At 44.6% G+C, this 15987-nt stretch carries 13 protein-coding genes and 1 other annotated feature; of the genes, 5 read left to right on the plus strand and 8 right to left on the minus strand.

All coding sequences use genetic code 11. The annotated features are described in order from the left end of the window. Positions 1-10: 10 nt before the first annotated feature. The 3 genes from LIX84_RS14545 to ettA form a co-directional block, all read right to left on the minus strand. Complete coding sequence (locus LIX84_RS14545; RefSeq protein WP_226421590.1) at positions 11-1012, minus strand: M23 family metallopeptidase; 1002 nt, start codon at positions 1010-1012, stop codon at positions 11-13. Between the two features lie 28 nt (positions 1013-1040). After that, complete coding sequence (locus LIX84_RS14550) at positions 1041-1409, minus strand: PilZ domain-containing protein (RefSeq protein ID WP_053808612.1); 369 nt, start codon at positions 1407-1409, stop codon at positions 1041-1043. A 231-nt stretch (positions 1410-1640) separates the two neighbouring features. Continuing rightward, positions 1641-3308 carry an energy-dependent translational throttle protein EttA gene (gene ettA / locus LIX84_RS14555; protein ID WP_005381894.1) on the minus strand — a complete coding sequence of 556 codons (1668 nt, stop codon included), beginning with the start codon at positions 3306-3308 and terminating at the stop codon, positions 1641-1643. 364 nt (positions 3309-3672) lie between these two features. On the opposite strand from ettA, the gene sltY reads away from it, so the two are divergent. Together sltY and trpR are read left to right on the plus strand one after the other, a co-directional pair. Further along, positions 3673-5619 (plus strand): murein transglycosylase, encoded by a 1947-nt coding sequence (gene sltY / locus LIX84_RS14560; RefSeq protein ID WP_443083702.1) that lies wholly within the window; start codon positions 3673-3675, stop codon positions 5617-5619. Positions 5620-5632: 13 nt separating this feature from the next. Beyond that, positions 5633-5941, plus strand: a complete 309-nt coding sequence (gene trpR, locus LIX84_RS14565; protein ID WP_012842123.1) for a trp operon repressor — start codon at positions 5633-5635, stop codon at positions 5939-5941. A 110-nt stretch (positions 5942-6051) separates the two neighbouring features. Here trpR and yjjX read toward each other — a convergent pair whose 3' ends face one another. The 5 genes from yjjX to LIX84_RS14590 all read right to left on the minus strand — a co-directional run bounded on the left by yjjX (position 6052) and on the right by LIX84_RS14590 (position 11037). Then, a complete protein-coding gene (gene yjjX / locus LIX84_RS14570; protein WP_005397487.1) occupies positions 6052-6585 on the minus strand; it encodes an inosine/xanthosine triphosphatase in 534 nt (177 codons plus the stop codon). Positions 6586-6609: 24 nt separating this feature from the next. After that, positions 6610-7788 carry a prephenate dehydratase gene (gene pheA / locus LIX84_RS14575; protein ID WP_226421592.1) on the minus strand — a complete coding sequence of 393 codons (1179 nt, stop codon included), beginning with the start codon at positions 7786-7788 and terminating at the stop codon, positions 6610-6612. 12 nt (positions 7789-7800) lie between these two features. Next, positions 7801-7922, minus strand: a sequence feature (Phe leader region). A 108-nt stretch (positions 7923-8030) separates the two neighbouring features. Beyond that, positions 8031-8357, minus strand: coding sequence for a ribosome hibernation-promoting factor, HPF/YfiA family (gene hpf / locus LIX84_RS14580; protein WP_005397484.1), 327 nt, complete (start codon positions 8355-8357; stop codon positions 8031-8033). A 325-nt stretch (positions 8358-8682) separates the two neighbouring features. Next, positions 8683-10137 carry a lytic transglycosylase F gene (locus tag LIX84_RS14585; RefSeq protein WP_176319053.1) on the minus strand — a complete coding sequence of 485 codons (1455 nt, stop codon included), beginning with the start codon at positions 10135-10137 and terminating at the stop codon, positions 8683-8685. A gap of 171 nt (positions 10138-10308) precedes the next feature. Then, positions 10309-11037, minus strand: a complete 729-nt coding sequence (locus LIX84_RS14590) for an outer membrane protein assembly factor BamD (RefSeq protein WP_005385927.1) — start codon at positions 11035-11037, stop codon at positions 10309-10311. 136 nt (positions 11038-11173) lie between these two features. On the opposite strand from LIX84_RS14590, the gene rluD reads away from it, so the two are divergent. From rluD to clpB, 3 genes are all read left to right on the plus strand, one after another. After that, a complete protein-coding gene (rluD, locus tag LIX84_RS14595; RefSeq protein WP_065645207.1) occupies positions 11174-12151 on the plus strand; it encodes a 23S rRNA pseudouridine(1911/1915/1917) synthase RluD in 978 nt (325 codons plus the stop codon). 1 nt (position 12152) lies between these two features. Then, positions 12153-12881: a peptidoglycan editing factor PgeF gene (gene pgeF, locus LIX84_RS14600; RefSeq protein ID WP_226421593.1), complete on the plus strand. Its 729-nt coding sequence runs from the start codon at positions 12153-12155 to the stop codon at positions 12879-12881. A gap of 144 nt (positions 12882-13025) precedes the next feature. Further along, the gene (gene clpB, locus LIX84_RS14605) at positions 13026-15599 is read left to right on the plus strand and encodes an ATP-dependent chaperone ClpB (protein ID WP_005397478.1); all 2574 of its coding nucleotides are present in this window, start codon (positions 13026-13028) and stop codon (positions 15597-15599) included. The last annotated feature ends 388 nt before the right edge of the window (positions 15600-15987 follow it).

A 15987-nucleotide genomic window follows, 5' to 3' on the forward strand; every position in this document is an offset into this window, starting at 1 on the left:
GAGAGATAAATCAGTTAGTCGCGGTATTGCTGGTATCTTCACTTGATACTGTATTGATACTGGTGTCGCGATAGGGGGAGTTGGTTAAATTGACTTGCAGACGCACGACATTATCAATCAATTGAACTAAAGGGCCCCATTTCACTTTTTTCTCTTTTTCAAATACATAATTGAAGTTTTCAGGTGTCCACTCCATCAAGTATTGAGGGTTGAGTGCTCGCCCGAGAAAGCGCACCTCGTAATGCAGGTGCGGGCCAGTGGAATTACCTGAACTACCACATTGAGCAATCACATCGCCTTTACTGACAAATTGGCCGCTTTTCACTTTAAAGCGTTGTAAGTGAGCAAAGGAGCTCATAAAACCAAATGAGTGACGAATAGTGACATAGTTGCCATAGCCACGATTACTCGGGCGAACGGTTTCCACCACTCCGTCTGCAGGTGCGAGGATTTCTTCTCCTCGTTTACAGGTAAGATCGATACCAGTATGAACGTGTCGTTTACCTGAAATAGGATTAATGCGACTGCCATAGGAAGAAGAAATACGTTGGTATGTCACTGGGCTATCATTTGGAATCAAACGAAACATGGTTGCTCGAACCGCGGAATCGATAGCTGCTGCATCAATTCGCTCTTCTAACGCCATGTTGTTTTCATCGATCATCAGCTCTTCGTCAGCGAGACCTAGAACCGATTCGACGTCGAATACCCGTTTTCCTAATAGCTGAATTTGATTGTTTTTATCGGTCAATGACTGAGAAAGCGAGTGGTTGGTATCAAGCTGCTCTTCATAAAGAGCGGTGATTTCGGCCTTTTCACTTTCTAGTTTGGCGATGGTTTGTGTTAGTTCGTCTTTATTGTGTATCTGCTGTTGATTGAGATACCACGCGCCACCAACGACGGCGGGTAATGCCAATACCGAAGCAAATACTGCTAGGACCGAACTGCGGCCCAAATAGAACTGCTGATCGCCGTTTTTCGTCGGGATCTGCATGATGATTTTTTTAGACATAGTTATTGTTACTTAAATAGGCGTTCATTTATTTTTCTCCTAAATCAGAGAGATGTTCTAACTCTCGGTTCAGAAGGTCGTTATTGCCTACATTCAATTCTATAAATCGTTTTAGTTGGCTAATGCTCTCGATGTCTATCTTGATGATCTTTAACCTAATCTCACACTTAGAAACATCCACAATTTGCGCTTTTAACGTAATCACTTGTTCGGATTGATCAAATGAAAAAGTAACATGGGTTGGAAGGGCTGGATCCAAAGCCTCAGTCTCTTCCACTTTCATGAGTAAACCATGTAAGGAAAGATCTTGAATCCTAGCTTCAATTGCCAAGTCACGTTGTTCTACCTTCGCTGGCGCTTGATGGAGAATGCGTGAAAAGCGTCGTCTCTCTGCCATGTGCATTTTCTCGTCATGTCTTCAAACAGAATTGAATAGTATATCAATGCGAACAAAAAATGTTCGATTGCTGTTTGAAAAGTGTCGAGGTCGCTACAGAGTGACGTAAGTGCAATGTCATGTTCTTAACGAACGAGACGGGCTAATGAGCTCTTTTTTATAACAAAGAAAACAAAGGCCGCTATGATAGCGGCCTTTGTACAAATTACAATCAAACTTTGCGGGTTGCGATTACTTCGCAATACGCTTGTATTTGATGCGGTGTGGTTCTGCGGCTTCAGGGCCCAACGTTTTCTTCAACCAGTCCATGTACTCGGTGTAGTTACCTTCGTAGAAGTTAACTTGGCCTTCGTCACGGTAGTCAATGATGTGGGTCGCGATACGGTCAAGGAACCAACGGTCGTGCGAGATAACCATTGCACAACCAGGGAACTCTAGTAGTGCTTCTTCTAGAGCACGCAGTGTTTCCACGTCAAGGTCGTTGGTCGGTTCGTCGAGTAGTAACACGTTACCGCCCGCTTTAAGCAGTTTCGCAAGGTGGACACGGTTACGCTCACCACCTGATAGCTCACCAATGATTTTTTGTTGGTCGCTGCCTTTAAAGTTAAAGCGTGAACAGTACGCGCGAGCAGGGATTTCGAAGTTGTTGATCTTAATTATATCTGCGCCTTCAGAAATCTCTTGGAATACGGTTTTAGAATCGTCCATGCTGTCACGGAACTGATCGACCGATGCAAGTTTCACAGTGTCGCCCATTTCAATTGTGCCTGAATCTGGTTGTTCAGTACCACTTAACATCTTGAATAGGGTCGATTTACCTGCGCCGTTCGCACCGATGATACCAACAATCGCACCTTTAGGGATGCTGAATGATAGGTCATCAATTAGAACACGGCCGTCAAATGACTTCGTTAGGTTCTTCACTTCAATAACTTTATCACCTAGGCGCTCACCTGGCGGGATAAACAGTTCATTGGTTTCGTTACGTTTTTGGTGATCAGAGCTTTGCAGTTCTTCAAAGCGTGCCATACGTGCTTTTGATTTCGCTTGACGACCTTTAGGGTTTTTACGTACCCACTCAAGTTCTTTCTCGATGGTTTTTTGACGAGCACTTTCTTGAGATGCTTCTTGTTGTAGACGAGCGTCTTTTTGCTCCAACCATGAGGTGTAGTTACCTTCCCATGGGATACCTTCACCACGGTCAAGCTCTAAGATCCAACCCGCGGCGTTATCTAGGAAGTAACGGTCGTGGGTGATAGCGACTACAGTACCTGTGTAATCCACTAAGAAGCGCTCTAACCAAGCAACAGATTCTGCATCTAGGTGGTTGGTAGGCTCATCAAGCAGCAGCATGTCTGGCTTAGAAAGTAGCAGGCGACAAATAGCGACACGGCGGCGTTCACCACCTGATAGGTGCGCAATTTTTTGGTCCCATTCAGGTAAACGAAGTGCGTTTGCTGCTCGCTCAAGTGCGTTTTCTAGGTTGTGACCATCTTTCGCTTGGATCAGAGCTTCAAGTTCGCCTTGCTCTTTTGCAAGTGCGTCGAAGTCTGCATCTGGTTCTGCGTAAGCCGCATAGACCGCATCCAAACGTTTCAGTGCGTCAGCAACGTCAGCAACTGCTTCTTCAACAACTTCACGAACGGTTTTTGATTCGTCTAATACTGGCTCCTGGGGTAGGTAGCCTACGTTTAGACCAGGTTGTGGACGTGCTTCACCGTCGATATCCGTGTCGATACCTGCCATGATACGTAGCAGTGTGGATTTACCTGCACCGTTCAGACCTAAAACACCGATTTTCGCACCAGGGAAGAAGCTCAGAGAGATGTCTTTAAGAATTTGACGCTTAGGTGGCACAATCTTGCTCACCCGCGACATGGTATATACGTATTCAGCCATTGCCGATCGTTCCTAAATTAACTGTCATTCAAACCCATCATTTTATACCAAGTGCTTTGTTTTTGTTACCGCATTGCAAGAATTTCCCTTTCGAATGGATTTCTTATTTTGAGCTGACCGGAAACTTACACGGTTAGGGTATACACTTTTGTTATTCGTTATAAATGACGAAGTGCTTTCTGCACAAGTTAGGAACTCCTTGTCTCCATCGTCTTAAAAGTTTCACGAGTACAATTTTTAATACACTAAGTTGCTTTACATGGACATCTGCATTCTGTGTAAATAGATGCATGTGTGAAAATTGCCTTAACATCACATGAACGCTAACAAAACGAGGCTTTGGGGCAGTATATGTCTGGGGAAAATGACACAAATGAGATTCAACGTATCTGAATTGGCTAAAAACGTATGCTGCGCCGCCGCGCTGTGTGCGATGAGTTTGAGTGCTAATGCTGCGCTGAGCTTGGAAAAGCAGCGTGAAGTTTATGAGCAAGCTCAAGATTTATTAGATAAAAATGACATCGACGGATACCTTTCGATCCGTCCTAAAATTTCTGACTATCCACTGACGCCTTATGTGGACTACCGAACGTTTATTAGACAGTTACCGGAAAAATCGCCACAGCAGGTGAACGAATTTATTTCGGAGCACGAGTCGTTTCCTTTTTCTCGTCGTGTGCGCGCTCCATACCTCAACCATCTTTATAAGCAAAAAGATTGGAAAACCATTACTGAGTTTCAAAAAGTCATTCCAAGTGGCGAGCGTTACCAATGTATTTTCTACGTGGCTCAGTTAGAGCAAGGTAAGAAAGTCGCCGCGTTTAAAGGGGCTGAGCATATGTGGTTGCGTGGCAGAAGTATTGCCGATGAGTGCGATCCATTATTCGCAGCATGGGACAAGGCCGGTGAACGTACTGATGAATTAATTCTCCAGCGTATGCTACTGGCGTTTGATGCACGTAATGGCAGTTTGATGAGTTACTTACTTAAATTGCCTAAATCCTCGCAGGCAAGGCAACAAGCGAAAGAAATGAAGGCGTTGTTTGATAACCCTTCAAGCGTTGCGGAGTTCGCGAAGAAAAAACCGGCTAATGATTTTAATCGAGCGCAAAGCGAATATGCGTTGGAAAAGCTAGCTCGCATGAATACCAGTCAAGCGCAGAGTGCGTATGATGCCGTCATTAAAGGGCAGAAGTTTTCTCCAGAAAAGGCGCAAGCCCTGGCTGACTATATCGCATTTCGATTGACCCGTACTGAGTCTGAGTCACTAGCTAAGTGGCGCGATGATAAAACGAAAACCAGCCAGTACTTACCGCTCATTGAAACTCGCATTCGCTTAGCGATTCAGAACGCGGATTGGAAGGGCGTACAAGAGTGGATTGCCGTTCTCAATAAAGAAGAGCAAGCGTCGCTTCGCTGGCAATACTGGCTTGGACGAAGTGAAATTGCGTTAGGTGATGACATCGCAGGGAAACAGCGTTTAGCGACTTTGGTCGGGCAGCGAAACTTTTATAGTGTGGCAGCCGCTAATTCGATTGGACAATCAATCAAATACCCTACGCATACGGTTAAGTTTGATAAGCGAGTGGTTCAACCCTATCAAGACTCGTTAGTTCGTATTGAAGAGTTGATCGCGACGGACAAAATTGCAGCAGCGAAAAGTGAATGGGCACATTTATTGCGCCGCGTAGGGAAAGATGAAAAGGCGATGTTGGCGGCTTATGCGTCTTCTAAGCGTTGGCATAACCTAACGGTGACCGCGAGTATTCAAGCGCAGATGTGGGATAATATCGAACTGAGGTTCCCGATTGCGCATCGCTGGTGGTTTAACTTTTATGCAAAAAAACACAACATAGATCCCGTGACGATGATGTCCCTAGCTCGACAGGAAAGTGCGTTGGATGTCGAAGCCCGTTCTCCAGTTGGTGCTCGTGGTCTTATGCAGATCATGCCCGCTACAGCAAAGTACACAGCACGTAAATATAAGTTGAGTTATCAAGGTACGCAGGACCTCTACAATGTAGGTAAAAATATCGAAATTGGTAGCCATTATTTGCAAGGCTTATTAGAGGATTACGATAATAATCGTATTTTTGCTCTTGCTGCTTATAATGCAGGTCCTAACAGAGTAAAAACGTGGCGAGAGCGTACCCAAGGAAAAGTGGATGCTTATGCCTTTATTGAGGCAATTCCATTTAGAGAGACACGCGGTTATGTACAAAACATCCTGATGTTTGAAACATATTACCGTGATCTTTTGGGTATCGATGGCGCGTTCTTGAATCAACATGAGATCAATACCAAGTATTGAGTGAGGTAACTTGATGTCGCACGAACCCGAGTACAAAGACTGGCAACAGATTATTGAGCTAATTCGAACTAGCATGGACAGTGAGCAAGATGACATGCTGCTAACCATGCTGATGTCACGTGATGAGAGAGAATCATTAATATCACGCGTTAATATTATTAACGAGCTTCTTAAAGGAGAATTATCTCAACGCCAGATCAGCCAGATGCTTGGCGTGGGTATTGCCACTATTACTCGTGGCTCTAACGAGTTAAAGTCTAAATCTGATGAAGAGAAAGACAAACTCAAGGTTTTGTTAGAGCAAGTTGCGGTATCTAAGTAGCCAGTGATTCCAATTCGCTTTTAGGTATTGGTATCACAAGTGGTTAAGATAACGTGTTAAAAAGGGCGGAAATATCCGCCCTTTTTCGTACCTAGCGAATAGGATGAGCGTTATAAATTTGAAGGGAAGTGCTCAGGGTTTGTGAATGGAATCAGAGCCAGAATCAAGGCTTGATGGTAAACCGAACTTCGAGTCAGCTGGTTTTGGGTGAGCAGGCTGATGGCACCACCTTTCTGTTTGATGTTCTCGGTACCAAACACCTCATCCATGACATCTCCCAGCTCATTCGCATGCTCGAGTTTTTCCAATACTTTGGGCGGCAGCATTAAGCTCGCAGAGCGAGATTCACCGCGGTGAGTATTCGACTCAATAACCATCCACGCAAACGTCACGTTTGTTTCAATTCCCGCTTCAAGTCCGACATAGTAATCCGCGTTTGGCATCTCTACTTTTGCGTTTTTAACGCGGTTTAGTGCACCGCGATGAGTTTCTTCATCAGTCATAGGTTGATCTGCGACCTCACTCGGTACACTGACGCCAACGAAGTTGAACTCTTGGTGCGGAAATGCACTGTTAAATGCACTTTGAACGGCATTAATTTTAGCTGGGTTTAGCGATGCGATTACGACTTTTTGGGTTGCCATGATCTTTTTACTCACTGGTGTCTATTAACTCAATTTTACTTGGGTAGGCTTTACGTTCTCACTAGGGTAACAGCCTAATACTTTCAAGTGTTTAGTTATTTTTGTTAGCTCTTCTAGTGCCTGTTGCATTTCTGTCGAAGCAAGATGAGATTCCAAGTCTACGTAGAACATTTCTTCCCATGGGTTCCCCATAATTGGACGTGATTCTAGCTTGGTCATATTGATGCCGTAACGTTGCAGCACTAATAGTGTTTCAACCAATGAGCCAGCCTCTTGGGAGGTCGACATGATCAAGGTGGTTTTTGCTGGAATCTGAGTTGAAACCTCAACTGGTTTGCGAGCAACCACGATAAAACGAGTATGGTTCTCAGTTTGGTTTGCGATGTTGCCTTGAATTGCTTGCAAGCCGTATAGCTTACCGCTTGATGCATTACCAATTGCAGCAACATCATCACGATCCATCTCTTGGACTTTTTGCATTGCATCTGCTGTGCTGGCGCAAGACTCCAGTTTTACACCTTTCATACGGCTTAAAAACTCACTGCACTGTTGGTGTGGCTGAGGATGTGAATACAGCGTTTTAATGTTTTCCAGACGAATGTCTTTTTTCGCAACTAAGCAGTGCTCGATTGGTTGAGTTAGCTCTCCAACGATGTAAAGCGTCGTGTGTTGTAGTAGGTCGTACACTTCATTAATAGAGCCTGAACTGGTGTTTTCGATTGGCAGAACGCCATAATCAGCATGGCCCGATTCTACTGTTTGAGTCACTTCTTTGAAGTGTTCGCAGTTGAGCTCGATAAGTTCTGTATTTTTACGGCTGAAGTATTCACGGCTTGCCAAGTGCGAGTAAGAGCCTTTGGCTCCTAAGAAAGCGACGCGAGCAAGTGGCTTACGACTTTGTTGCGGGTTAACGAGGTTTTGCAAGTAACTTTGCTGAAGAAGCACAGAGTCTTCAATGATGGTATGAAAAAGTTTAGTGATGTACTGCACGTCGAGTTCGTATTTATCTCGGCCATTAGAAATCAGCTTAACTAATAGTTGTTGTTCTCGAACGGCATCACGAACGGGTTTTGAGGTTTGTACTTTGCTTTTGGCTACTTCAATGCTGAGTTTACGGCGCTCAGACAATAAGCTGAGAAGTTGGTCATCCAGCTCATTCAAGCGCAAACGAATTTCTTCGAGGGAAATAGGTTGGTCAGTCATCAATTCTTTCCTTATAAAAAAGCCTCCCGATTTGGGAGGCTTTCTGTTTGTTTTTGACTTTTCTTTCACAAACGAGTTCGCCCCTCCGACTATGGGAGGAAAAAGAAGTCAAAAATAAACAGTGAGGTTAAATGCATAAATAGTGCTTAATTTATGAGTGTTTAAACACAATAAGCAAGGCAGGGGAGAGCGTCAAGCAAAAAAATAGCGCCTTTCGGCGCTATTTCCTCAATCTGGTCAGTTTACTCTTCTTCTTCCACTAGCTCAGGCTTATTTGCACGTCGAGCTTCAGGTTTGTGGGTCAGCTTGTTCAATTGTCGTTCTAGTTTTTGCTCCACTTCGTTGATAGCTGCGTAAAGATCTTCGTGAGTTGCTGAGGCAATGAGCTGGCCTTTAGGAACTTTAATAACCGCTTCGAATTTCTTCTGTTTGTTTGGTTCCTCACTGAAAGTTGCTTGGCAACCAATTAGGTCTACTTGCCATTTCTCCAGTTTTTTAAACTTGCTCTCAATATGAGCTCGGATTGCAGAGGTGATTTCGATGTTTTTGCCAGTGATATTCATTGTCATAAGTGTTTTTCCTCTGTTGCATCCCTCATGGGTTGAGTTCAGATTACCGCTTTAAGCATAAAAAAATGTGACTCAGATCATTATTTTGTTCGGGTTTTTTATGATGAAAAATGAATGTGATCTCACTCAAGATCTGCTGAGATTTATCGTAAAATTGCTTGTTATCGGTTAGTAAATCCGTAGATTGGATAGAGTACTCAGCTGAAAACGTCTTCGTTTTTAGGGAAGTTTTACGGCCTAATATTTGAGATGGTTAAAATTTGACTACACGTAAAGTGTGATGACAGTCACTGAGTCTCTCAGACGAATTTATTTACAAAGCCGCTTATTGTACAAGCGGCTTTTTTGTGTCTGGCGTTTGACTGACTTTTCGTAGCGGTATCATGAAGAAGGGATCCTTTGGAGCCAGTGATACCCGCTCTAGACTTTTGACTTGGTCCAAACTTTCTAGCTGTTTGTATATAACGTAATAGCGATTAATGCTTGTGACGTACCCAACCGTTGAGCTTAAACTTTTCCGCATAACGACTTCCACGTTATTGAACCAAATATTAGGATCGTAGCCTTGCTGGGCTGCACGTTTACGAATTCGTTCTACATTCCCGGGGCCAGCATTGTAAGCCGCTAAGGTAAAGTAGAGTTTATTTTCCGCCGTAATAGCAGGATCACTGAAGTACTGTTTACGCAAAAATGCTAAATACTTCACGCCAGCATGAATATTGTTTTCTAGCTGCCGAACGTTTTTGATATTGATATTAGGGTCTCGAGCCGTGCTGGGTAGAACTTGCATTATGCCGACTGCACCTCGACTTCCAACGAGGTCGTTATTAAAGCCGGACTCTTTATAAGCGACGGCTGCGATCAGTAGATAGTCGATATCGTACTTCTCACCATAGCGTGAAAACAACGTAGCAAGCTTTTCTAGTTGAGCAATTTTGTTGGGGTTAAGGGCTTTGTTTAGCCAACCTGTGTTATCGATGTATTTTCCGTAAATGACGTTACCGAGCAGTGTCCCAGAACGAGATTTCTGAATAAACTTGTTCACGACGGCTTTCAAACTTGGGCTGTTTTCCCGCATTGCCCAAGCGATTTTACCATTTTCACGAATAGGGATTTCTGGGTGAGCTCGAATATCATCCATCACTTTCAGCCAAAGTTTGGCTTTATGACTATCGAGAACAATGGCTTTGACGTAGCCGTTATTGAGCATCCCAACCAGTTCGTAGTCTTGCAGTGTTTCTTCAATAAAATGTACGACAACGGGTGGCAAGCCTTTTTTATTTAGCTTCTTATTTAGTGCTTGAATACTCTCAAAGTAGCTAGAACTGGCACGTACCCAAACCTCTTTGCCGCTCAGTTGCTCAATGTTAGTCATGGCTGGTGTGCTTTTGTTCGTGACTATCCACTCGTCAATACCAGTAAGAATGGGTGAACTAAAATCGACTTTCTGTTTACGTGTGTTGGTAATGGTCAGATTGGCGACGACTAGATCACCGGAGCCATTTTCTAAGGCTGGCAGAAGTTGGTCACGGGCTAGAGGAATAATTTGTACGTTAAGTTTCGGTTTGAGCTTACGAAGGTCTTTTTCGAAATGCGCCAGGAGTTCTGCACCTATTCCTTTTGGTGTACCGCCCTCAATGTAATAGAAGCCTAGATCAGCAGAAACGAGGACACGTAAAACATTCTTCTCTTTAATAACATCGAGATCCCCAGTGTAAGGAGGTTGCTTGAGTGGTGATATTTGCAGTGCGCAAACGGAAGCAGACAATAAGAGCAGCATAACTGCGCATAGCTTAGGTATCGTCACGTTCACATCCTTTTATAAAGGGGAGGGGAACTTTAAGCATATGTAGAGCCCCGTAGATCATCAAGCAAGGGCAGAACACGCTATTGCGGGTAATAAAAAACCGCCACGGTAAAAACGGTGGCGGTTTAGTTTGAAGCGGCTCAGTTACTTCACAGGGTTGAGCTCGATAAGCTTTTCAGTTCTTGCTACGGCGTCTTCCAAACCGAGTTGCTTGTAGGCCTCTAGCTGGATAGTCAGTGACTTACGTGCCGCTTCGGTGTCTGGGAATGCTTTTTGTAGCTCTTGACTGCGATTAATTGCAGCTACCCAGGCTTCACGGCGGAGGTAGAAGTCAGCCGTCGCTAAGTCATAGTTCGCTAGGCGGTTTTTCAGCGCAACCATGCGTTTTTGTGAATCTTGTGCGTATGGGCTGTTCGGGTAGCGTTGAAGCAGTTTTTTGAAGTCATCAAACGCTTTTTTTACTGGCTCAGGATCGCGATCGCTTCGATCTACGCTGAACAGATCATGCATAAAGTTACGATCTTGCGCCATATGGCTTAGGCCGCGCATGTACAGTACCCAGTCCATTTTTTCATGGGTTGGGTTTAAACGCATAAAGCGAGAAATGGTTGCCAAGCCCAAAGCAAGGTCGTCGTTTTTGTAGTACGCATAGATTAGGTCAAGCTGCACCTGTTCTGAGTAGGCACCGAATGGGTAACGTGAGTCTAATGCTTCCAGTTTCTCAATTGCAGAAAGCCAATTACCACTTTGAAGAGAAATCTGTGCGTCTGCATACAGTTCCGAAGGCGGCACATCAGGAACGATTTCTTCTTTGCTTGCACATCCAAACAGAAGGGATACCGCTAAAAGGCCTGTTAAAGTCTGACGTTTCATATCAGGAGTCTGTTCCTTGAATCTAAATATTTCTTAAGCTGCCGTTACTTTCTTTCCAGTAACAGATACAATGACGTAATAGTCTATTTTTTCACAGTCGTGAGCATTAGTCTCACAGTTTTTAAAAAAGTTCGATATGGCTCAGCAGATTGTATTAACAAATACCGTAAAAGATAGCCAGTTAGGTCAACGTTTAGACCAAGCTATCGCCGAATTATTCGCGGACTTCTCTCGCTCGCGCCTGAAAGAGTGGCTGCTTGATGGGAAAGTTCAAGTTAATGGTGAAGTTGTCACCAAACCTCGCACCAAAGTAATGGGTGGCGAGGAAATTACATTGCAAGCCGAGTTAGAAGATGAAGAACGCTGGGAAGCGCAAGATATCCCGCTAGATATCGTCTATGAAGATGACGATATTATCGTTATCAACAAACCTCGTGACTTTGTGGTTCACCCAGGTGCCGGTACGCCAGATGGTACAGTGCTTAATGCGTTGTTGCATCATTACCCTGATATCGCAGAAGTGCCTCGTGCGGGCATTGTGCACCGTCTGGATAAAGACACAACGGGGCTGATGGTGGTGGCGAAAACTGTACCAGCACAAACTCGCCTGGTTCGCGCACTGCAAAAACGTAATATTACTCGTGAGTACGAAGCAATCGCTATTGGTCGTATGACAGCGGGTGGTAAAGTGGACCAACCTATTGGTCGTCATTCTACCAAGCGCACGCTTATGGCGGTAGCACCAATGGGTAAACCAGCGGTAACGCACTACCGTGTCGCTGAGCGTTTCCGCGAACACACACGTATCCGTCTGCGTCTTGAAACGGGTCGTACGCACCAGATCCGTGTGCACATGTCTTACCTTCAGCATCCGCTGCTCGGTGATATTGCATATGGTGGACGTGCTCGCATCCCGACAGGTGCTTCTGAAGAGCTAACGGCAATGATCCGTGGCTTCGATCGCCAAGCATTGCACGCCGTAATGCTACGCTTTGAACATCCAATTACGGGAGAAGTACTTGAGTTCCATGCCCCTGTGCCTGATGACATGGTGGCGATGACTGAAGCGCTTCGTCAAGATACGGAAGAGCACGGTTTACCGGAAGAGTTCTAAGATGAAGACAATCATTCCGAATTGGCGTGCGCCTAAAAATGTCAAAGCTTTTGCCTCAACACGCATAGGCGGTTTTTCGACAGGCCCTTATCAAGGGCTAAATTTAGGTACTCACGTTGGGGATGATTTGTCTTTAGTAGAGAAGAACCGAGCTTGGTTGGCGCAGCAGGCGAACATGCCCCATGCGCCAATCTGGTTAAACCAAACGCATTCAACCGTTGTGGCTCAAGCAAATGAACCAACAACACAAGTGCTTGATGCGGACGGTGTATTTACTTCTTCAAGCCATGTTGTTTGTTCAGCGATGACCGCCGATTGTCTACCTGTATTATTGACTAATACACAAGGCACTCAGGTAGCCGCCGTTCATGCAGGTTGGCGCGGCTTAGCAAATGGTATTGTCGAAAATGCATTAGCGTTATTTTCAGGTGAAGTGATAGCGTGGCTTGGCCCTGCCATTGGATCTCAAGCCTTTGAAGTGGGTGAAGATGTTTTGCAAGCTTTTGTTGATTTTGACTCACAGGCGCATCAAGCATTCACTCCACGCGATATCGACGGCAAATGGTTTGCTGACATGTCGGTGCTGGCAACGCAACGTCTAAATCGAGCTGGTGTGACACAAGTGTTTGACTCTGGACTTTGTACTTACCAAGATAAAGCCTCTTTTTATTCGTATCGCCGTGATGGTAAAACTGGTCGACAAGCAACCTTTATTTGGATTGAAGATTAGTTATAAGCACTAAAGTGCCAAGATGCATAGTGCTATTTTTGCAAAGCTATCTTTATTCATTCACTCCCTTGAAATTCCTCCTCTGAGTATCCATCTTTCTAACTGTCAAAAGAATTTCCTTTAGTTGGGGTTAGGAAGGTAGATATGCGTCTTGATCGATTCACAAGTAAGTTTCAAATCGCTATCTCTGATGCTCAATCACTAGCGTTAGGGCGCGATCATCAATATATCGAGCCAGTTCACCTAATGGTGGCTTTGCTTGACCAAAATGGCAGTCCAATTCGTCCATTGCTTACTATGCTGGATGTGGACGTAACGCATTTACGCTCTAAATTGAGTGAAATGCTAGATCGATTACCAAAAGTCAGTGGCATCGGTGGAGATGTACAGCTCTCTAGTTCGATGGGCACGTTGTTTAACCTGTGTGACAAAGTGGCGCAAAAGCGTCAAGACTCCTATATCTCGTCTGAAATCTTCCTGCTTGCTGCTTTAGAAGATCGCGGACCATTGGGGCAATTACTCAAAGAGATCGGTTTAACAGAGCAAAAAGTTAGCCAAGCAATCGAAAAGATCAGAGGTGGTCAAAAGGTTAATGATCCGAATGCAGAAGAGCTTCGCCAAGCATTGGAAAAGTTCACCATTGACCTTACCGAGCGAGCAGAACAGGGCAAACTGGATCCGGTTATCGGCCGTGATGATGAAATTCGCCGTACCATCCAAGTATTGCAGCGCCGTACTAAAAACAACCCTGTGATCATCGGTGAACCTGGCGTAGGTAAGACCGCAATTGTTGAAGGCTTAGCTCAGCGCATTGTCAACAATGAAGTGCCAGAAGGTTTGCGTGGTCGCCGCGTGCTGTCATTAGATATGGGTGCACTGGTTGCTGGTGCTAAGTACCGTGGTGAATTTGAAGAACGCTTGAAGTCGGTATTGAATGAACTCGCTAAAGAAGAAGGCAATGTCATTCTGTTTATCGACGAGCTCCATACTATGGTTGGTGCGGGTAAAGGTGAAGGCTCAATGGATGCGGGGAACATGCTCAAACCTGCATTAGCCCGTGGTGAACTGCACTGTGTTGGCGCAACAACACTGGATGAATATCGTCAGTACATCGAAAAAGATGCGGCGTTAGAACGTCGTTTCCAAAAAGTGCTGGTGGATGAGCCGACCGTTGAGGATACCGTGGCGATTTTACGTGGCTTGAAGGAGCGTTATGAGCTTCATCATCACGTTGAAATTACTGACCCAGCGATTGTTGCAGCGGCGAGTTTGTCACATCGTTATGTTTCTGACCGTCAACTGCCAGATAAAGCGATCGACTTAATCGACGAAGCGGCTTCAAGCATTCGTTTACAAATTGACTCTAAGCCAGAGTCATTAGATAAGCTTGAACGTAAAATTATCCAACTTAAGATTGAGCAACAGGCGCTTAGTAACGAGCACGACGAAGCGAGTGAAAAGCGTTTGAAAGCGCTTAATGAAGAACTCAATGAAAAAGAACGTGAGTACGCTGAACTAGAAGAGGTTTGGAATACAGAAAAAGCCGCACTTTCTGGCACTCAACATATTAAGTCTGAGCTTGAACAAGCTCGTATGGACATGGAGTTTGCTCGCCGAGCTGGTGATTTAAACCGCATGTCGGAACTTCAATATGGTCGTATTCCTGAACTTGAGAAGCAGTTAGATCTTGCAACCCAAGCGGAAATGCAGGAAATGACACTATTGCGTAATAAAGTAACCGACAACGAGATTGCAGAAGTACTTTCTAAGCAAACTGGCATCCCAGTATCCAAGATGCTAGAAGCGGAAAAAGAGAAACTACTTCGTATGGAAGACGTACTGCATAATCGTGTGGTAGGGCAAAGCGAAGCGGTCTCTGTTGTATCGAATGCCATTCGTCGTAGTCGAGCTGGGCTTTCTGATCCAAACCGACCAATTGGCTCCTTCTTATTCTTAGGTCCAACTGGTGTAGGTAAAACAGAGCTTTGTAAGACACTTGCGAGCTTTATGTTCGACAGCGAAGATGCGATGGTCCGTATCGACATGTCTGAGTTCATGGAGAAACACTCAGTGGCAAGATTGGTTGGTGCGCCTCCAGGCTATGTCGGATATGAAGAGGGTGGTTACTTAACGGAAGCGGTTCGTCGCAAGCCGTATTCGGTAATTTTGTTAGATGAAGTAGAGAAAGCGCATCCGGATGTATTTAACATTCTGCTGCAAGTTCTCGATGATGGGCGTTTAACGGATGGTCAAGGTCGTACTGTTGACTTCCGTAATACGGTGGTGATCATGACATCGAACTTGGGTTCATCTCGTATCCAAGAGAATTTCGCAACGTTAGACTATCAAGGTATTAAGAGTGAGGTAATGGATGTGGTTAGCAAACACTTCCGTCCTGAGTTCTTGAACCGTGTTGACGAAATCGTGGTGTTCCATCCACTTGGTCAAGAACACATCAAGTCCATCGCTTCTATTCAATTGGAACGTTTGGCGAAACGACTAGAAGAAAAAGGATATCAACTAGAGGTTTCTGACAAAGCACTTGATTTGATCGCTCAAGTTGGTTTCGACCCTGTATACGGTGCGCGTCCTTTAAAACGCGCAATTCAACAGAATGTCGAGAACCCATTAGCCAAATCGATTCTTTCTGGTGAAATTGTTCCAGACAAGAAAGTGCAGCTAATCGTTACTAATGACCAAATTCGTGCCCATCAATAATTGCACAGATACAATAAGAAATGAGATAAAAATCACATTCAAGGGGCCATTTGGCCCCTTTTCTATAATGTTTTAGAACCTTTTGCCTGTTTTCTATACGAATGAACTAAAAAGGTGAGTTTTTTTTAAAATGCACTTGTGTTCCTTAATGAACGCCCTATAATGCGCCTCCGTTGTCAAGGGAAAGCAAGTTAAGCGAAGCCTAGACAACAAGGTCAGTGGGTTAAGAATTAACTCGCAGATAAATAACTTAAAAAAGTGTTTGACACGATAAGTTATCTAGATAAAATGGCCGTCCACTTTGAAGAGAAGTTCAAAGTGTGCTCTTTAAAAATATAGACCTATCAATCTGTGTGGGCACTCGTTGATGATAATCCAATTCGATACC

This window comes from Vibrio sp. E14 (genome assembly GCF_020515785.1).
Lineage (GTDB): Bacteria > Pseudomonadota > Gammaproteobacteria > Enterobacterales > Vibrionaceae > Vibrio > Vibrio diabolicus.